The organism is Shewanella sp. ISTPL2, from assembly GCF_013283205.1.
Lineage (GTDB): Bacteria > Pseudomonadota > Gammaproteobacteria > Enterobacterales > Shewanellaceae > Shewanella > Shewanella oncorhynchi.
In genome coordinates this window covers 2,718,918-2,739,067 of sequence record NZ_JAAPAV010000001.1, presented here as the reverse complement: position 1 = coordinate 2,739,067, position 20,150 = coordinate 2,718,918, and the positions used below count along the sequence as shown (strand labels likewise).

The 20,150-nt window shown below is 45.2% G+C and carries 15 protein-coding genes; 9 read left to right on the top strand and 6 right to left on the bottom strand.

Annotation, left to right across the window (positions count from 1 at the left end):
- Positions 1 to 121 precede the first annotated feature (121 nt).
- Positions 122 to 742, bottom strand: a complete 621-nt coding sequence (gene grpE, locus HUB64_RS12060; protein WP_028760692.1) for a nucleotide exchange factor GrpE — start codon at positions 740 to 742, stop codon at positions 122 to 124.
- Between the two features lie 100 nt (positions 743 to 842).
- Here grpE and nadK point away from each other — a divergent pair, with 100 nt between their 5' ends.
- The 7 genes from nadK (at position 843) to HUB64_RS12025 (ending at position 12,106) form a co-directional block, all read left to right on the top strand.
- Entirely contained in the window at positions 843 to 1,721 is an 879-nt protein-coding gene (gene nadK, locus HUB64_RS12055) for an NAD(+) kinase (RefSeq protein WP_081729057.1), read from the top strand.
- 1,016 nt (positions 1,722 to 2,737) lie between these two features.
- Positions 2,738 to 4,381, top strand: a complete 1,644-nt coding sequence (locus tag HUB64_RS12050; RefSeq protein ID WP_049821741.1) for an L-lactate permease — start codon at positions 2,738 to 2,740, stop codon at positions 4,379 to 4,381.
- Positions 4,382 to 4,458: 77 nt separating this feature from the next.
- Positions 4,459 to 7,263: an FAD-binding and (Fe-S)-binding domain-containing protein gene (locus HUB64_RS12045; protein WP_173497060.1), complete on the top strand. Its 2,805-nt coding sequence runs from the start codon at positions 4,459 to 4,461 to the stop codon at positions 7,261 to 7,263.
- A 310-nt stretch (positions 7,264 to 7,573) separates the two neighbouring features.
- Positions 7,574 to 8,317 (top strand): (Fe-S)-binding protein, encoded by a 744-nt coding sequence (locus HUB64_RS12040; RefSeq protein ID WP_173245993.1) that lies wholly within the window; start codon positions 7,574 to 7,576, stop codon positions 8,315 to 8,317.
- A 10-nt stretch (positions 8,318 to 8,327) separates the two neighbouring features.
- On the top strand, positions 8,328 to 9,722 hold the full coding sequence (locus tag HUB64_RS12035; protein ID WP_173245996.1) for a lactate utilization protein B: 1,395 nt from the start codon (positions 8,328 to 8,330) through the stop codon (positions 9,720 to 9,722).
- Position 9,723: 1 nt separating this feature from the next.
- Positions 9,724 to 10,293, top strand: a complete 570-nt coding sequence (locus HUB64_RS12030; RefSeq protein ID WP_028760696.1) for an LUD domain-containing protein — start codon at positions 9,724 to 9,726, stop codon at positions 10,291 to 10,293.
- A 634-nt stretch (positions 10,294 to 10,927) separates the two neighbouring features.
- A complete protein-coding gene (locus tag HUB64_RS12025; protein WP_173497059.1) occupies positions 10,928 to 12,106 on the top strand; it encodes an AAA family ATPase in 1,179 nt (392 codons plus the stop codon).
- 11 nt (positions 12,107 to 12,117) lie between these two features.
- Here the strand turns inward: HUB64_RS12025 and HUB64_RS12020 are convergent, their stop codons facing one another.
- From HUB64_RS12020 to HUB64_RS12005, 4 genes are all read right to left on the bottom strand, one after another.
- Entirely contained in the window at positions 12,118 to 12,468 is a 351-nt protein-coding gene (locus HUB64_RS12020; RefSeq protein WP_254451413.1) for a hypothetical protein, read from the bottom strand.
- A 112-nt stretch (positions 12,469 to 12,580) separates the two neighbouring features.
- A complete protein-coding gene (locus HUB64_RS12015; protein ID WP_242068337.1) occupies positions 12,581 to 13,048 on the bottom strand; it encodes a DUF6386 family protein in 468 nt (155 codons plus the stop codon).
- Positions 13,049 to 13,169: 121 nt separating this feature from the next.
- On the bottom strand, positions 13,170 to 14,681 hold the full coding sequence (locus tag HUB64_RS12010; protein ID WP_113941018.1) for a hypothetical protein: 1,512 nt from the start codon (positions 14,679 to 14,681) through the stop codon (positions 13,170 to 13,172).
- Between the two features lie 388 nt (positions 14,682 to 15,069).
- Positions 15,070 to 16,425 carry an MATE family efflux transporter gene (locus HUB64_RS12005; protein WP_028760699.1) on the bottom strand — a complete coding sequence of 452 codons (1,356 nt, stop codon included), beginning with the start codon at positions 16,423 to 16,425 and terminating at the stop codon, positions 15,070 to 15,072.
- Positions 16,426 to 16,825: 400 nt separating this feature from the next.
- Here HUB64_RS12005 and HUB64_RS12000 point away from each other — a divergent pair, with 400 nt between their 5' ends.
- Positions 16,826 to 18,367 (top strand): MFS transporter, encoded by a 1,542-nt coding sequence (locus HUB64_RS12000; RefSeq protein ID WP_028760700.1) that lies wholly within the window; start codon positions 16,826 to 16,828, stop codon positions 18,365 to 18,367.
- A 100-nt stretch (positions 18,368 to 18,467) separates the two neighbouring features.
- Here the strand turns inward: HUB64_RS12000 and HUB64_RS11995 are convergent, their stop codons facing one another.
- Positions 18,468 to 18,992 carry a DUF3087 domain-containing protein gene (locus HUB64_RS11995; protein WP_173497913.1) on the bottom strand — a complete coding sequence of 175 codons (525 nt, stop codon included), beginning with the start codon at positions 18,990 to 18,992 and terminating at the stop codon, positions 18,468 to 18,470.
- A gap of 384 nt (positions 18,993 to 19,376) precedes the next feature.
- On the opposite strand from HUB64_RS11995, the gene HUB64_RS11990 reads away from it, so the two are divergent.
- On the top strand, positions 19,377 to 20,138 hold the full coding sequence (locus tag HUB64_RS11990) for an ABC transporter substrate-binding protein (protein ID WP_173497058.1): 762 nt from the start codon (positions 19,377 to 19,379) through the stop codon (positions 20,136 to 20,138).
- Positions 20,139 to 20,150: the final 12 nt, after the last annotated feature.

Here is a 20,150-nt window from a genome sequence, read left to right as displayed (position 1 = left end):
ACTTGCTTATCTCGTTAAGACGCTAAATGTTATCAATAAAAAATTCCGCCCATAAAAAAGGACTGCAATTGCAGTCCTTTTTTGTTGCTGTCTTTTATAACAGCGGCTGATCCAATAAAGCTTAAGCTTCGATATCTATCGTTGCGCTTTCTTGGTTAGGGCCACCCTGTGACACCATCACCATAGCAGGGCGCAGCAAGCGGCTGTTCAGCTCATAACCCTTTTGCATCACCAACATCACAGTGTTCGCAGGGAACTCGGCGCTTGGCTGCATGCCAATCGCTTGATGTTGGTCAGGGTTAAATGACTGACCTTGTGGATCAATTTGCTTAACACCAAATTTAGCCACCGCAGTGAGTAAGCTTTTTTGAGTTAACTCAACACCTTGATAAATCGCTTTCGTCGCTTCATCTTCTGGGTTTGTACCCATTAGCGCGCGCTCCATGTTATCAAGCACAGGCAAAAGCTCATTGGCGAACTTTTCCAAGGCAAACTTGTTCGCCTTTTCCACATCCATTGCGGCACGACGACGAATGTTATCGACCTCGGCTGCGGCGCGGATGACTGAATCCTTCTGCTCTTCAACTTTCGCCAAAGCTTCAGCGAGTAACTGTTCCAGCTCTTCAATACGGAAATTGGCCTGGGTAAGCTCATCGATCAGACTTGCTTCTGCGGTAGATACTTCAGACTCTACACCCTCTTGGATCAGATCCTGTTCTGCTTTAATCGATTCGTTGCTCATTTTCACTCCAGCTAAAAATGCTTTGTTTCTGAAATACTCTGGGCATATTATGGGGATCAATTTTGACGTTTCAAGGCCTAAGGCCAGATCTAGCATAAATATGACCACAAAGTTTCATACTATCGGCCTTATCGGCAAACCTCACCACCAAGGGACCAACCAAACCTTAAAGCGTCTGCATTATTGGCTGACAATGCAGGGCTTTGAAGTCTTAGTGGAAGAGCGTGTTGCTACCGAATTAGGACCCAATATCATAGCGGTCGATTTACTAGAAATTGGCGCGCGTTGCGACTTAGCCATAGTCGTCGGTGGTGACGGTAACATGCTCGGCGCGGCAAGGGTATTAGCCCGCTTCGATTTAGGCGTGATTGGGGTTAACCGCGGCAATTTAGGCTTTTTAACCGATCTGCCGCCCGATGCCTTCGAAGAGGCGCTCGCCAAGGTACTCGATGGAGAGTTCGATACCGAGCATAGATTCTTACTCGAAGCCGAAGTCTATCGCCACGGTATGCTCAAGGCGAGCAACACCGCCGTCAACGAAGCCGTACTCCATCCGGGTAAAATTGCCCACATGATTGAGTTTGAGGTCTATATTGACGATCAGTTCATGTACAGCCAACGTGCCGACGGCATGATAGTGTCAACGCCTACCGGTTCAACGGCCTACGCCCTCTCCGCTGGCGGCGCTATTCTGACGCCTAATTTACAGGCCCTAATCTTAGTACCTATGTTCCCGCACACTCTGTCGTGTCGCCCGATTGTTGTCGATGCGTGCAGCACCATAAAAATGGTTGTGTCACCTGAAAATGGCGAAAACCTCGAAGTCAGCTGTGATGGCCACGTGCATTTAGCCGTGTTACCCGGCGATGAAATCATAGTGCGCCGCAGCTCTGAACGTTTACGGCTTATTCATCCTAAAGGACACAACTATTTCCACGTGCTGCGGACCAAATTAGGCTGGGGCAGCAAGTTGTTTTAAGTCTGTATCTTTGGGCTAAATCACCAACAAAAGAGACATATCACGTCTCTTTTTTATTTTGTAAATTTAACCTAAAAGGTTGCCATTAAAGCCTTATCTTTTCCCCTGCACAGTCTTTGGTGAACTTTTTAGCACCTCTCACAAACGGCTGATATTCGCATTAATGACGTTTAAGCATTAATGACACTAACCAGTTTGATAAAAGTTCAAACAGTATTTTTTAGTTTTGTTACTTAAAATTTCTGCTTCAATTTCACCCTATTCTCTCAATTTCCCCTCTTAACCCATTAGAAGTGGTCACTATTTATTTCAACTTTTCTGTTGTTCTCTCAATATACTTGAATATTTTGGCTGGCTGTTCGCTCAAATAAACTGAAATTAAATTAAACAATGGTTATAAAATTTCATATTAAAGTAAAATTCATTAAGTGATATCCATCACAATAAAATCCCACCATTTTAAAAGGTGCTCTAGATCACTATAAAAAAACATTCCAAAATGGACATATTAGGCAAACATTACAATAGCTTGATGAAAATAGAAGTAAATGAGGTAATCCAGCCACAACAATCTATGCGACCTTAATCACACCTTAAAAATGACTGAAAAAACCAATAACAGACTATTAATGAAATAAATGGATCAGTTAATTGCAATAATGACGATGAATATGAGTGATAGCTCTACTTTTAATAACCAGAAAAACAACAAATTTAATTTAATATAACCAAAGTAGATATACACCCAACAGTCTAAGTGATCATTGTCACATATAAGAAAATCCCCCGAGAGAAGCACCCCGCAGCACTGTAAATTAGCATTTCATATAACAGCCAAGATGATCTAGATCATATTAGTCAAGCTCACAATAGCGTCTAGTACACAACACAGAATGTCGAGACCGTAAGTACTTGCAGTATTAACTGCTGATTTATTGGTCTGGGAAGTCGACATGAAGGCAGATGAAAAATCCTAATATCAATAATAAGACAGACCACTTTATGAAGAGGCAAGCATGACAATACTTCAACTCCTCGCTAGCTTGACGCCAGTGCTCAGTGTAATGCTATTTCTAGTGTTACTCAGAATGCCTGCATCTAAGGCTATGCCTATCTCCATGATAATCACAGCGCTCGCCGCCGTGTTTATTTGGCAAATGGATACCACATTACTGGCGGCATCGGTCCTCGAAGGACTGCTCTCAGCCATCACACCATTAACCATCATTTTTGGCGCCGTATTCCTACTCAATACCCTGAAATACTCAGGTGCCATGGACACTATCCGTGCAGGGTTTACTAACATCAGTGCCGATGCCCGTGTACAAGTCATTATCATCTGTTGGTTATTCGGTGCCTTTATTGAAGGTAGTGCTGGTTTTGGTACTCCCGCAGCCATTGGCGCACCACTACTGGTATTGCTTGGTGTACCACCCGTTGCCGCAGCTGTCGTGGCTTTGATTGCTGACTCGGCCTGTGTATCCTTCGGTGCGATTGGTCTACCCGTACTTTTTGGGATGGAACAGGGTCTGATCCAAGGTGGCGTGAGCATGGCGGCGGAGCAATTTGCTGCCCATGGGGGTAACTATGCTGGTTATGCTCGATATATCGTCATGCATATGATCACTATCGACTTAATCACAGGTTCATTAATTCCTCTCGTAATGGTGACCATGCTAACTGGATTCTTTGGTCGCAATAAATCCTTTAAGGAAGGCTTAGCAATTTGGAAATTTGCGATTTTCTCAGGTCTTGCCTTTACCGTCCCCGCATGGATCATCAACTACCTTGCAGGCCCAGAATTCCCTTCGGTTATCGGTTCATTGATCGGTATGGCCTTAGTGATCCCGGTTGCGCGTAAAGGCTACTTACTGCCTAAAACACCATGGAATGATTTCGCAGAGAATGACAGTCAAGAAAGCGGAAAAGTCGAAACAACGGCTAAGTTTTCCCAAATTGCCGCTTGGACACCTTACATCATCATGGCTGCGCTTTTGGTACTGTCGCGTACAGTGGCACCGTTAAAAGCATGGTTATCAAGCTTTAACATCAGCTGGACAGGCCTAATGGGCACTGAGCTTAAAGCCAGCTTCGCAACCTTATATGCACCAGGTGCCTTCTTTGTTGCCGTGTGTATTCTAGGTTTCTTCCTGTTCAAAATGAAAAGCCCTGCGATTCAGCAAACGGTCGGTGTTTCATGTAAGTCCATGTTGCCAACCATTATTTCATTAGGCGCATCAGTGCCTATGGTGAAAATCTTCTTAAACTCAGGCGCGAATGGTGCAGGTCTTGCCTCAATGCCTGTCGCTTTAGCGGATATGTTGGCAGGTTCCATGGGCGCAGTGTGGGCTTGGATGGCGCCTATCGTGGGGATTTTTGGTGCCTTCTTATCCGGTTCAGCCACCTTCTCAAACATGATGTTCTCCAGCCTACAATACAGCGTTGCCGACAATATTGGCATGAACCACACACTGGTATTGGCACTACAAGGTATCGGTGCAAACGCCGGTAACATGATGTGCGTAATGAACGTGGTTGCCGCTGCAACGGTAGTGGGTATGGCAGGTAGAGAGTCAGAAATTATCCGTAAAACAATGCCTGTTGCCATTGGTTATGCCTTACTGGCGGGCACAATAGCTACCCTGTGGGGTGGATTCTAAGCCGTTTTATTTTATTGAATGCCCGAAGTCACTCCCAGTGACTTCGGCTTTAATCTATTAATAAAGAGAGTGATGCTATGTCGATTAACTATAAACTGGTCATCGATGATCTAAGAACGCAATTAGGTGATCATCCCGTGACGGATGATCCCGTTCGCCGTTTTGCCTGGTCCACCGATGCAAGCTACTTCAGGATAGTCCCAGAAGTGGTTGTCCATGCAGAAACCCTAGAACAGGTAAAGCTCACATTAGCCGTTGCCCGTAAGCATGATGCACCCGTCACGTTTAGGGCCGCTGGAACCAGTTTATCTGGCCAAGCTATCGGTGAAGGTATTTTGTTGATCCTTGGCCATGATGGTTTTAGAAAGATTGAAGTCAGTAGCGATGCCAAACAGATCACCTTAGGTGCGGCTGTCATTGGTTCCGACGCTAACGCCGTACTCGCGCCGCTTAACCGCAAAATTGGTCCCGATCCCGCCACCATAGGCTCCGCCAAAATTGGTGGTATTGTGGCAAACAATGCTTCGGGAATGTGCTGTGGTACTGCGCAAAACAGTTACCAAACTATCGCTTCCGCGAAACTTCTTTTTGCAGATGGTACTGAACTCGATACTGGCTGTGAAAAATCGAAAGCTGCCTTTGTTAAATCCCATGGAAAAATACTGGATGCGCTGACAGAACTGTCGCACATGACTCGCCATAACACAGTGTTAGCGGACAGAATTCGTAAAAAGTATTCCATTAAAAATACCACCGGCTACGGCATCAATTCGTTACTCGATTTTACCGACCCATTTGACATCATCAACCACTTAATGGTGGGGATGGAAGGCACCTTAGCCTTTATTAATGAAGTCACTTATCACACAGTGAATGAAGCTAAATTTAAAGCCTCAGCTATGGCCGTATTCCATAATATGGAAGATGCCGCACGAGCCATACCACTGATAAACGGTGAAAGCGTTTCTGCTGCTGAACTCCTTGATTGGCCATCAATCAAAGCAGTAACGGGCAAGCCTGGCATGCCAGATTGGTTATCAGAATTACCGGCCCTATCCGCTATTCTACTGATAGAATCCCGTGCTGATGACGACAAAACCTTAGAAAATTATACTCAAGATGTCACCGCGAAACTCGCCGGCTTTGACTTTATCCGCCCAATGGAATTTAGTACTAATCCAGCGGTTTATGACAAATACTGGGCAATGCGCAAAGGCTTGTTCCCGATTGTAGGTGGTGAGCGTCCAAAGGGAACCTCAGTTATCATCGAAGACGTGGCCTTTGAACTAGAGCACCTTGCTGCTGCGGCGCACGATATCACTGAGCTTTTCCATAAACATGGTTACCCTGAAGGCTGTATTTATGGCCATGCTCTTGCGGGGAACTTCCACTTTATCATTACCCCCACCTTCTCGACTCAAGCTGATATCAATCGTTTCCATGCCTTTATGGATGATATTGCCGACATGGTGATTAATAAGTACGACGGTTCAATGAAAGCCGAGCATGGTACTGGCCGTGCTGTCGCGCCGTTCGTCGAAAAAGAATGGGGACAAGATGCTTACACTTTGATGAAGAGCATCAAACAAGTATTTGATCCACAGGGTATTCTAAACCCAGGCGTTATTCTTAACGACGATAGCAATGTCCACGTTAAAAACATCAAGCCCTGCCCTGTGGTCGATGATTTTGTTGATAAATGTATCGAATGTGGTTTCTGTGAAAAAACCTGTCCAACATCAGCACTCAACTTCTCACCTCGTCAGCGTATTGCGACTCTGCGTGAAATCGAACGTTTAGAACAATCCGGTGATAAAGCCGCCGCAGCAGAAATGCGCGCCGCCGCTAAATACGATGTAGTTGATACCTGTGCCGCCTGCCAGCTTTGCACTATTGCTTGTCCAGTGGATAACAGCATGGGCCAACTGGTGCGTAAACTGCGCACGCCGTACATCAGCACTACTGAACAAAAAGTCTTAGATTTCCAAGCCAAACACTTTGGCGCAGTTAACCAGGTTATCAGTTCAGGTTTTGACATGCTTGGCGTGATCCACAAGATCACTGGCGACAACATTACCAGTGCCCTAATGAAAACCGGCCGTTTGATTTCAAAAGAAGTGCCTTATTGGAACCCCGATTTCCCGAAAGGCGGCAAATTGCCAAAACCATCCCCCGCTAAAGTTGGCCAAGAAACAGTGGTTTACTTCCCAGCCTGTGGCGGTAGAACCTTTGGTCCGACGCCAAAAGATCCCGATAACCGCACTTTGCCAGAGGTGGTTGTCACGCTGCTGGAACGTGCTGGCTATAACGTCATCACGCCAGAAAAAACCCGCGATTTATGTTGCGGCCAGATGTGGGAATCTAAGGGCGACTTTAAAAACGCCGATGCCAAACGCCAAGAACTTATCGATGCAGTGAGCAAGATGACCAATGGTGGCAAGCTGCCAGTGATCGTCGATGCCCTGTCTTGCACTTACCGCACTTTGTCAGGTAATCCAAAAGTACAAATTATCGACTTAGTTGAGTTTATGCATGACAAGCTACTGACTAAGCTCAACATCAGCAAAAAAGTCAATGTGGCACTGCACTTAGGTTGTAGCGCACGCAAGATGAAACTTGAACCTAAGATGCAAGCAATCGCTGATGCCTGCTCTGCACAAGTGCTCAAACCTGCAGGAATTGACTGCTGCGGTTACGCGGGTGAAAAAGGCTTGTATAAGCCTGAAATCAACGCCAGCGCACTGCGTAATATCAAAAAGCTCATTCCTGTCGAGATTAAGGAAGGCTATTACGCCAACCGTATGTGCGAAGTCGGTTTGACCCAACACAGCGGCATTTCCTACCGCCACTTAGCTTATCTGCTCGAAGAGTGCAGCCGCTAATCTGGTATGTCAGTAGTAAACAACGGGGCTATTTTTAGCCCCGTTTGTTTATATAAGCGAACTATTCTCATTTATTTGTCATTAAGTATTTTTTGAGAATTTCAAACCTGAATAAATACATTTTAAAATCAATGTAATCATAAAGTTAAAATATTCTCATTTTTGAAAAAATCTACAAGCTCATTTACTAAATTAGGGCTACTTATTCCGCTAAGATAGGCCTATATTTGATCAACTACCTTAGCATTAGTGTGGATATTGGGTCACACTGCAAGGCAATGTCGTTCACTAACAAGAAAGAGAAAACACAATGAAAATCGCCCTTTTCATCCCGTGTCTAGTCAATCAAATGATGCCAGAGGTCGCGATTGCCACCTTGGAATTATTAGAGAAACTCGGGCACCAAGTGATTCTACCCGCGGGTCAAACATGCTGTGGCCAGCCGATGACAAACTCGGGTTGCTTCGATGCAGCACGCAGTACCACCCTTAAATTGCTCAACGCCTTTAAAGGAGTGGAATGCGACGCTATTGTTTGCCCTGCCGCCTCTTGTTTAGTGGCCGCCAAAGAAAACTTCCACGAGTTTGATAGCAGCCCAGAAGCACAAGCTGTGATCAACAAACTCTATGAACTCACAGAGTTTTTACACGATATCGCGCCGATCCCCGCCTTTACCAAGCCCTTCGCGCACAAGGTAAGCCTGCAACTAAGTTGCCATGGCATTCGCATGTTAAGCCTTGCCACCCCAAGTGAGCAAATGGGGCCAAGATTCAACAAAGTCGAAGCTGTATTGGCCAATATTGCAGGCATAGACATAGTGTATCCAGACCGCCGTGACGAATGCTGCGGCTTTGGTGGCACCTTCGCCGTCGATGAAGGCGCAGTGTCAGCCAAAATGGGCAAAGACAAGGCCCAAGCCCACGCCGCAACGGGTGCTGAGTATGTGGTGGGTTTTGATCCCTCATGCCTGTTGCACCTCGATGGCATGATCCGCAGACAGCAATTGCCGATTGAAATTCGCCACATAGCGCAAGTGCTAAACGCCGCGATCTAGGAGACTCACCATGGCTTACAATCATAATCACGGAGCTAATGGCTCCCAAGTCCATGCCCATAAAGCCGATATTTTTTGCCGCGACGAAACCCGTGTCGACTGGCATTCAAAAGCGCTATGGATGCTCAGAGAAAAACGCGACCGCGCCGCGGGTAGCATCCCAGAATGGGAACAACTGCGTCAGCTTGGCTCAGAAATTAAGCTCCACACGCTAACCCATCTTGCTCAATATCTTGAAACCTTTGAACAAAACTGTATCGCCAACGGCATACAAGTCCATTGGGCGAAAGATGGCGCAGAGCATAATCGTATCGTGCATGACATTTTATCCCGCCATAAAGTCAAAAAGTTGGTGAAGTCTAAGTCTATGCTGACCGAGGAATGTCACCTCAATCCGTACTTAGAACAACGTGGCATTGAGGTCATAGACACCGATTTAGGTGAGCGGATTATTCAGCTCGCCAAAATGCCACCATCACACATAGTCGTGCCTGCTATCCATATGAAAAAGGAAGAAGTCGGCGAACTCTTCCATGAGAAACTCGGCACTAAAGCAGGGGCAGCCGATCCCTTGTATTTAACCCGCGCCGCCCGTGCCCACCTGCGTGAACAGTTCCTTAGCGCCGATGCCGCGATGACAGGCGTGAACATGGCGATTGCCGATAAAGGCGCCGTGGTGGTCTGCACGAACGAAGGCAACGCCGACATGGGTGCTAACCTGCCTAAGTTGCAGTTGCATTCAATGGGCATCGACAAAGTGGTGCCCGATATCGATAGCGCAGCCGTCTTGCTACGCACACTGGCACGCAACGCCACAGGCCAACCTGTCACGACTTATAGCGCCTTTTACCGTGGCCCACAGCCCGAAGGTGAGATGCACATTATTATCGTCGACAATGGCCGCACTGAGATGCTCAAGGATAAAATCCTCGCAGAATCATTGAAGTGTATTCGTTGTGGTGGTTGCCTCAATACCTGTCCTGTGTATCGTCGCTCCGGCGGTTACAGCTACAACTACACCATCCCTGGCCCAATTGGTATCGCAGTGGGCGCTAAGATTGATGACACTAACTCGATTGCCTGGGCCTGTACCTTGTGTGGCAGCTGTACCTATATCTGCCCAACTAAGGTGCCGCTCGATAAGATTATTTTCCACCACAGACGCCTTAAGGCTGAAGCCGGAAAACTCCCCTATGGCAAAAACAGTTACATGCCATTAGTGGGTAAATTTATGGCAAGCGAAACCATGCTGAACTGCTCTATGAGTATGGCGAGAACTGCGCTGCGCATTCTACCGGGTAGTCTGTTAAAACCCTTTAGCGGTGCATGGGGTAAATACCGTGAACTGCCCGTTGCCCCGAACTCCAGCTTCGAAGCTTGGTTTAAGAAACACAGGAGCCTATAAGATGTCTAGTAAACTTGAAATTCTCAATGCGCTCAAACTGTCGGCCTTAACAAATCATCCTATGCCAAGCATAGATGTGACGCCAAGAGTCGAAAATCTCGTCGGCCAGTTCGAGACCAACCTCAATACTGTCGCGGGTACGCTGCATAAAGAAGGTGGCATCAAAGCCCTGCAAGCCAAAGTCGATGAACTTATCGCCCAAGGGTTACAGGTCATCTCCCTTGTAGAGGGTGTCACGGCAAACCGTGAAATGCCACCCACAGCCCACGAGCTCAAAAACATAGATTATGCAGTGATCCCAGGTGACATTGGCGTTGCCGAAAACGGTGCCATTTGGGTTAACAATAAGAATCTAGGCCACAGAGTGACACCTTTTATCTGTGAAAACCTGATCTTAGCCCTGCCAACGAATAAGATTGTGCCGACCCTACATCAGGCAGCTAAAGAAATCACGTTAGCCTCAGGTGAGTTCGGGGTGTTTATCGCAGGTCCATCAAAAACCGCCGATATCGAACAAGCCCTCGTCGTCGGCGCCCACGGCGCCTGCAGCTTGAACGTGTATTTGCTATAATGCCTCGAGATTTAATGTAACCAAGAAAATTCAAAGGTTATGGAATAATCGAAACACAAAAGCCGCCTTCATTAGCGGCTTTCTTATTGAGACTTCGCTGAATGATATTTGATTTGTAGGCTGATAAACCACTAACACTGCTTACCAATTAACGTTTATTGACAAGCAGTTTACAGGCTTGCCATGGCATTCACTCGCCGACTCTGTGAATAGAAACCGAGGGCTTTAAGCTTATGAACGAGAGCCATGGTCGTTCTCATGCATCCCTGCATTGCACGACATTCAGGCGTCCTGCCTATCAGATGGCGAACTGGCAGTTAAACGCGGATGTTGTTCAAGTCAATCCGTGGATGCAGGGCCGCCCCATCCAGCTCTTTGATGAACGGCGCCATCTCTGATATTTATCTGCGTACGTTAGTGAAAGCTTAAATATCAATTAAATATTAAGACATTGATTTACAGTGTGATATTGCTACGACCTAAGGTAATCGTTAGTAATAAGCTGGGGATCTTTATCAAGTCGCTTTAACCGCGTGCGATAGCGCACATACTGAGGATACCTTGATAGTATCCTCGACTCGGTTGATAGTATTCTCGACTATGTCCATGAGGCATTTATAGTAAAGGTGAGTAAATGAACGAGGTATTACTACAAATAAAGGCGCTCACCAATGGTGATCCTTTGTTGACGGCTGTCATTGTTGGAGTATTAACATTTACGTTAATTGGACTCGTAGGCTATATGCTAAAAGATGTCCCCGCGAAGCTGTTAAGTTGGCTCAGTAGTCTGCTGTTTGTGCGGCTCACTATAGACGATAGTCATCAGGCGCGCACAGAGGTATTCAATAAACTGTCCTTTTTGATCAGTAATACTACTATTCCGTTTTTTTCACGCTCTATCTCTGAGGCTGTGTACTATGACTATAGTGTGAGTTACGACGGGCGTGTCAGTGTTAAGTCTATCGGCTACGGTATGCACCTGTTTAAATACGGTGGTTGTTTCATGTTGGCTACCCGATCTAAGGTCGATAGTACGATGGCATACGATACTATTACTGTAAGTGCACCATGGTGGGCAAAAGATAAACTATATAGTTTTTTAGAACATACTCGTGGAGACATCTCTACCGAGCCGAAAGTGAATATTTTCGAAGAAACCGAATGGTGTCGCTACGGCACATTGAAATCATCGGGTTTTAGTGAATTAGTGCTAGATGAAGGGTTTAAGCAGGAGTTGATGAGGGAAGTTGATAACTTCGCAAGTAGGGGAAAATCGGTTGTAAGTAAGCTAACCATACTGTTACATGGCAAAACGGGTACAGGTAAGACGGGTATAGCGAGAGCCTTAGCTGTTGAGTATCATCGCGATCTATACATATTGAATCTATCGACTGTAAATGATGCCACTATTCATAAGGCGATTAGAAAGGTACCGCCCGGAGCTATGTTGTTAATAGAGGACTGTGACTGTGTAAAGGCTACGGTATCACGTACTGCTGAAAGTAATGCAGATAACCCACCACTCACTTTAGGTGGCGTTCTAAACGCGTTAGACGGAATCATTCCTCTTGATGACTGCCTTGTAATAATGACCACAAATCATCCTGATAATCTTGACCCAGCGTTGATACGTAAAGGTCGTGTAGATGTCAGTATTGAAGTACCACTTATCAGTGCAAAACAAGTTAATGAGGACTACTTTGAACGTTTTGGCGCAGTTCTTAATAGAACTGAGCCATTGTTAGGTTGTGAAGTCTATGAACTCCATCGCAGAGCGAACTTAAGATATGGTGTGTGTTGTAAGCCAGTGTAGATGCTCTGGATTCAACAAACCATGAGGTCATGATAGCCATGAATAACAATAAACTGATCGTCTTCAATTAGTGGTAACTGGCCGAGTTGCTGTAATCTGATTTTTAATTCAGCAAGCAGAAATACATTGTCATCCGCCAAACCGGCGGGAAAAACGGTTTTCGCAATTCTAATCGCGTTAATGGATTTATAGCGAATACACCTTTGCACAAAAAGACAATCAGTAGCCATGATCTCGGATAACACTTGATTTGAAGCTTCATAATCGAGAGGAAAGTCCTCTTCACCGACCAACTGTAGTTGCAAATACACAGGACGAGAAGCTAACAGCGTCATACATTCGCGCCATTTAGTATTATTCATCATAGAACTCATAATGTTAAATTGCTTTTTTACCCCTGATGATTAACAAGTTACCTTTGGTGTTTAACAGCCCATATAGGGATTAAAAATGGTAGCGAATAAAGTAAGCCGCTTAAAGTAATGGGCTAGACGTAAACTCGTTTAGTACATCTTCTGAGGTTGACTCATATTCAACCACCAGTTTATGGGGTGTAAGCCGATACACCCTCACCTCAATATTCCCTCGCACAGCATAAATTAAAGCGCCGCCATAGGTTGTTTCAGGCCCAAGATCTCCTGCTGGAACTTGCTCGGCGGCGCCAATATACAGGCACCCTGACAATATTGTTAAGTTTGCAGAGAGATAATTCGAATTGAGCCCAGCCTCACCTAGCTTACGGAAAATTTCAACCTCATAACAGCCATCGGCGCCAAGTCCTACGAATAGCACATGACCTTGATTGATTTCCAAAATTTCGTCACTCGGCACAGACCACCAATCAGCCGTATCTTCACAGCGATGAGTTAATGCCGCGGGATCAAATATCGCCATTGTGGCGGTATCTGTGTCAAACCGAGTTGTTGTATAGGGTTTACTCATCATCCTTGCCCACTAACAGAAATGATTCTGACTACCTGTTTTATCCTTGATAACTCCAAACCTAAAATAGAAAAATCGCCATAATTTTAGGCCGTTACTACCACTTACTTACAACAATCCTTTACATAAAGGCTTTAGTGAACGCTTCCTTCGACTGGCGAATGTAGTTACGGGCGCTTTTGGCGTGCTGCTCCCACACGGCGCGATCGCTAGGATCAGTAAAGGGGTTTTGCTCGGCGGCAATTGAGCGCTCAAATTTGTCGTAGAAGGTCAGCATGGCCGAAGTGATCTGATTAAAACGTTCCTTGAACTCTTGAAATTCATCAATCTTCTCAGTGGTTTTAATCATGTACTGCACTAACTCTGCATTGCTGTTCGAAGCCAATAGCGCCTCAGCTTTAGCACTGATATTGGCACTCGCCTCGGCAATCACCAGCGCGCGTGCCTGCTCGTCTTTACTCATCACTCGGCTGTAATTTTCAGGTGTGCGGGCAATACTGGCATGCTGTAAGTAACTGCGCAGATGTTTGTCGAGATCCTTACGGAAATTATCTAAGTTCTTCTGCATACTGACTAAATCATTGTCAAGTGCAGTGACTTGTTGCAGTTCTTTTTCGATTTCAGACATAAACCGTTCGGCCTGCTGATAAATTTTCAGGCCATTTTCTTCAGCAAACTTTTTATCACTACGGCTTAAGTCACTGTTGTCATAATTAGAGCGATCAAAAGTCGCAGCTAAGAATGACTTAAAGGGTTCGGCAAAGGCGGAATACGCACCGGCACTAACCACGTTTAAGGTGGCAGTAGCCAAGTCACCAAAGGGTTTAACCATAGAGCCTAAACGCGCCTGTTGGAGAGGTGATGCCACACGTTTAGCGTCAGTTAAAACCGACCTAAAGGTGTTATATCCCATAGGGTTAGACATTTTATTGCGTTCAGACGTCGCCAACACAAAGGTGATACTTGAATAAATAGCATTCGAGTACTCGAGGTATTGTCTTTGGCTCTCTAGCTGGGCGGCATAATTTTTACCTAAAGTACGAAATGACTCAGACTGCACTTCGTAATTCTTGTCAGCTTTCAGCTTATCTAAAATCCCGCCGATAATTTTCTGCTCATTTTTTTGCAGGGCCATATCAAGGCGAATTTTACCTAAGCTCAAATCGTCCAAACTGATAGGGCCATTAATGGCCTCAATATCAAGACGGATATATTGGCGACTCGGATCATCAATAGACACTCGGTGTGCTAAATATTCGTTAGCCCCAGGGGTGATATCGATTAAAGCAACATGCTGCCACTGGGCATCGAGCTTTAATACCGGAGAGGTCAATACATTGATTCGATATTGGGTTTGAGTATTCTGGGTTTTGACCCAAAACTCTAATAGACCCGCTTCAGAAATAGGATACTTACTGACGATACTGCTATTGCCTTCGACGCAAAGCAGCGCACTTTCACCTGTGTGAGGTTCAGCGCCTTCAAATTGACAACCCATGATCCACGACCAAGGTTGAGATAAACGATTGCCTTCGAAGTCGCTGGCAAACACTAACTCATTCTCTTTGGCACTGGCATTAACTGTCGTTAACACGCCAAGCAACAGCATAGAAATGACTGCAGTGGTGCGCATAAGGGCCTCATAAAACATAAATTACTAAAATCAACGAGCGAGTCATTCGGCTCAATACCCAGTCATATCAACAATCAATCGACCCAAAAGCCTAAGCGAACTCAGTCTGTTAATTGAGGGCTATAGCCTCGGCTCAACAGCACACTTGGATAAGTCATTTTTGATTGCAGATTAAACCAGCGAAATGTACCAGAGGCCATCATCCCACGCTAGCCCTAAGTCATGTTTAACGACGAAAGATATGCAGGCAATTACAATCGGGGCCATTAATCGCCCCAATTGTAAAATTTACGTAAAACTAAACACTTATGCCACAGCTACAGGTTACTTGCCTCGCCCCTTGTCTTGTCAATATATCAGGCGAAACCAATACAACCCAAAGCAAGGATTAATGCAGACGAGCCTCGACTCGCTTCATGGCGTAAAACATCCATATCGTCAAGATAGTGCTACAGGTCGCGAGCGACACCCACACACCAATCACGCCGAACGCCCATGCAAAGCAGTAGATGATCGCAGCGATAAGAATAAGCTTAGCGCCCGTCAGCATAGAAGCTTGTTTCGAACAGTTAATCGCTTGGAAGAAACTCGCACCGACTAAGATTAAGCCTTCCATAGGCAAGCCCCAAAAATACCAGCGCATACCTTCAATCGCCACTGGTGTTAAATTCGGATTATCACCGGCAAACAAATACACTAACCATTCAGGGCGAGAATAAATCAGCGCTAAACCTAAAGCTGCGGTAAGTAACGTCATACCAAAGGCAATATTGCGCGCTTGTTTAACCCTATCGAAACGCCCAGCTCCCGCGTTGAAGCTATAAATAGGTTGAGTACCAAGCGCAATGCCCTCAAAAATCAGATAGAAAAACGCTTCTGTGTAACTCACCACACCATAGGCCGCAACATGTAATGGACCGCCAACCCACAAAAAAGCCGTATTATGCAGGGTTAACACTATCGACAAATACAGATTCATCAAAAAGCTGGGGAAACCAACGCGGGCTATATTAAGGCAATTATCGAGCTTGAGCTTCATCTGCTCAAAAGTGATTTTAAGCTGAGTGCGCGGACTGAAAAAATGCTGCAAACACAAAAGCCCCGTTACCGCCTGCGACAACATAGTCGCAATCGCTGCACCTGCTAAACCAAAGGGGAAAACCACAATAAACAGCCAGTCTAAGAAAGTGTTTAATACACCCCCCAAAATCAGCACCCAAGTCACCATGGATGGCCTGCCATCATTACGCAGCAGTGTGGTGAAGGTCATTGAAATTATGGGAAAATGACACAGTGCAAAATACCAGAATAAGTATTCATTAGCGTTTTCGAGCATCTCCCCTTGCGCCCCGAGAGCAACCAAAATATCTCGCGAAAATATCCCACCAACAAGGGCAAAAAAGCATCCCGTTAATAAACATAACGTAAAGGCATTACCCAGTAGTTTACGGGCCTTGACTACATTACCTTGGCCAAGATTGATTGACACTAATGCCGCGCTACCCATACCTATCATGGCGCCAATAGCGTATAAAATCGCGCCAACAGGGTAAGCTAACATCATCCCCGCCAACCCTGTTTCACCTAAATAGTGGCCAACAAAGATGCCATCAATTGTCACATATACGCCCGTCACCAACATAGAGGCTATGGTGGGTATGGTATAGCGCCAAAAAAGCTTCGCAATCGGCTCCTCGAGCAAGCTCATATCCGCAGGAGCATGATTAGATGTTGTTGCTGTCATTAGCGTTTCTCACAAAAAGGGGGGCTAGAGTCGTATCTATCTAGAAAAATGATCGGGTGAACAAAAATGCGACAATGGATTGTACCTAAAAATAGCGAGAACTCAAAGCATGTTCATTGTGAATAATTAACAATAAAGATTAATCATCACAATGACTTAAGAAGAAACAGTCCAATTTCAGCCAAATGACAAACTCAGTACAGTTCAATAACAGATGTGGGTTAATTCATCATTTTCTGCTACTTTTTTGGTGTTTAAGGCCGAATTAGGTAAAGTATCCGTTCAAGCAAGCCCATTAACGTATTTAAGCAAGATGAAATCATTAACTTTATAAATTTAAGTTTTTGATAATTAATGGGTTAAATAGAAATAAATTCAATAACAATAATAAGGGAAGGACATGAGTCAGAATAGTCCAAATGCAGGCAACGATCTGCGAGAAGTCAAACAGCTCGGCATGTGGGCCTCCATTACTAGCTTAGGTTATGTGTTTTGGTTAGTTGGCGGTATGGAGTTAGTCGAGCGTATAGCCTACTACGGTGTTAAAGCCAGTGCAGGACTGTACGCTAAAGCGCCAGAGTCTGCGGGCGGCCTTGGGATCAGCCTGAGTGACTACGGCATTATTATTTCCCTCTGGGCAATCATGCAAACCTTTGTGCCCGTATTCACCGGTGGCATGTCTGACCGAGTGGGCTACAAAGAAACCATCTTCGGCTCCACCATCATTAAAATCTTTGGCTATCTCGTCATGGCATTCTTCCCCAGCTTTTGGGGCTTCCTTGTCGGTGCATTACTCCTCGCCATAGGCACAGGGATATTTAAACCGGGCATTCAAGGCACCTTAGTGCTGTCCACTAATCGCAATAACACTTCAATGGCTTGGGGCATTTTTTACCAAGTTGTAAACATTGGCGGTTTCCTCGGGCCCTTGGTTGCCGTGCATATGCGCCAATTGTCGTGGGACAATGTATTTTTCGCCTGCGCCGCGATTATTTCACTCAACTTCTTATTCTTACTCACCTATACCGAGCCAGGTAAAGCCGAGCGACTGGAACGCAATAAGCAAATAAAATCGGGTGAAGTCGAACAAGAATCCCTGTGGCGTGATGCTTGGCGCGAGCTGAAAAAGCCGATTGTGATCTACTATATGCTCGTTTTTTCAGGATTTTGGTTCTTGTTCAATGCCCTATTCGATGTGCTGCCTATCCATATTTCCGAATGGGTCGATACCAGCGTAATCGTCACCTCTCTCTTTGGCAGCGAAGGCACCAGTAACGGTATTCTGCAATTTTGGCTTGGCCTCAATAACGAAGGCACTAAGGTGATGCCCGAAGGCATGTTAAACCTCAATGCGGGCCTGATTATGACCTGCTGTTTTATCGTCGCGGCGCTGACGGCTAAATACCGTATTACTACCGCTATGTTTATTGGTTGTTTGCTGAGTATTTTAGCTTTTGTGTTTATCGGTGCTTTCCATGCGGCATGGTTTATCGTATTCGCGATTGCCATGTTCTCCATTGGCGAAATGATGATTAGCCCGAAGAAAAACGAGTTTATGGGTAATATTGCTCCCGAAGGCAAAAAAGCCATGTACTTAGGATTTGTGATGTTGCCCCAAGGGATCGGCTGGGGATTAGAAGGCTACTTTGGCCCTAAACTCTATGAGATTTATGCATCAAAGGAATTGTTTTCGCGGGATTTATTGCTAGAGCGCGGCATGAACAGCACTGAGGTCAGCGCCATTCCCCAAGGTGAAGCCTTTACTACTTTGGTGAGTTACACAGGTGAAAACGCACACGATCTCACTCAATTGCTGTACCACAGCCATAACATTGGCATGGCGTGGTACATCATAGCCGCCATAGGGACTATCTCAGCGGTAGGAATTTACATCTATGGTAAGTGGTTACTCACACTACAAAGAGCCCAGCAAGCCGCATAAGTGAAACTCGCTGACCTCATTCTGGGCAAGGACGACAAAGACAAGATAAGGGCTAGATGATGGCAAGGTGAGGAGCAATCCTCATCTTATCTTGTCAGCATCAGAAAGATCTTGTCAGCAACTCGAGCGTAAATTGTTCGGGCGAAAGCAATAGGCCTAAGCTCTCGATTTGCGCATTTAGACGATTAAGATCTTGAGTCAGTGCCGGTAAGGTCAGCGTATTATCATCGAGTACATACACTTGTCTTAAACTGGTGTAATAAAAAAGCAATATAATCAAAGCATTCACATCATTTTGCGCCGCAGCGGCTTTAATCTTTATCAACTTGCGATAGATACGATTATGGAGCTGCTTCAATTGCCACACATAATAAATTTCACTGAAAAAAGGTCGGTCTTTTAAGTTGTAAATCACGGCGCTACACAGACTCAAACTGAAAATCACGCCTAAGAGATTCAAGTGAAAATTACCTGTTGGCTCACCTGGCACTGGCGTCACCCCAAACAGCGCAATGAGTCCAGTACCAAAAATCAGTGATAACACGACTAAGCTAACAACTAGAATAACAATGAATAAATTCATATTTTTACGATACAAGGTTTTATCTATTTCCTGCAGCTTCATAACATCCCGCTCAAATAAACCGCCCAGCATTGGGGTATAAATCAATGAATGGCAGAGCATACCCCAATCCCCTTTATTCGGCCTTAATTGATTTAAACGCATAGCTAAAATACATTTCTCATTCTCACTTACAAACGATACAAATTGAAACTTTTAGGCGTAACTAAGCAGGCTGAGAGATAGGATGATGTATCGATTGAAGATCAACGGCTTAATGCCCTTACGATTTATCTTCCATTTATTTCAAAACATTAAAATGTTAACGTTCAATCAAATCTGGGTAAAATTTGCTAACCTTAACCTTAGTGAATTGCATAATAATATCGCCGCTTTTACGAGAGACTGTGTTCTAACCTCCCGCATTCAAACCACACAAGGAATGCCATGATACTCAGCAAAGGCTTTGCACAAGTCGTCCTTTTGGCGCTCAGCAGCCTTTGCTTGACTGCACAGGCCAAAGACCTGCTCGCAGTGGGTTCGAGTTTCAGTCAAATTTTTGAACTACAAGCCAATGGCGAATATACCGGCTTAGGTGTCGATATTTTGAATCGCTTCGCCCAGCAGCAAAGTGTGAACATTCACTATCAAATTACCCCATGGCGCCGCGCTATCTCTATGGTTGAACGTGGCCAAGCGGATATTCTTATTGGTCCCTACGATACCCCAGAGCGTAATGCCAACTTGGTTTTTGCGGCGAAGGCATTTTACCGCGATGATATGGTGTTTTATGCTCGGGCAGACAATGAAATAGTGTGGAATGGCGACTATGCCAGTATTAAAACACAACGGATTGGAAAAATGCAGGGCTGGAGTTATGGCACAAGGTTTACTGAACAAACTAAATCATTAAATATCAATGAATTTGTCGATATTAAAAGTGGCATAGAACGGCTTTCGCGGGGTGATTTAGATTTACTCGCCACCAATAGTCGCAATACCAATGCAGTGCTCGCCCAAATCAAAATCCCTAAAGCAATTACGCCAATCATGCCGATAATAGATGTGCGAGACGGCTTTATGGCTTTTCCGAAACAAGCTAAATTTGATCCGCTAAGAATTCGTTTTGACAGCTTCTTCGAGGAGATGCTCCAGAATGGCACACTCACGACACTCGGCCAAAAATACCGCGTGACCTTGCCTTACTGATCCAACCTAACT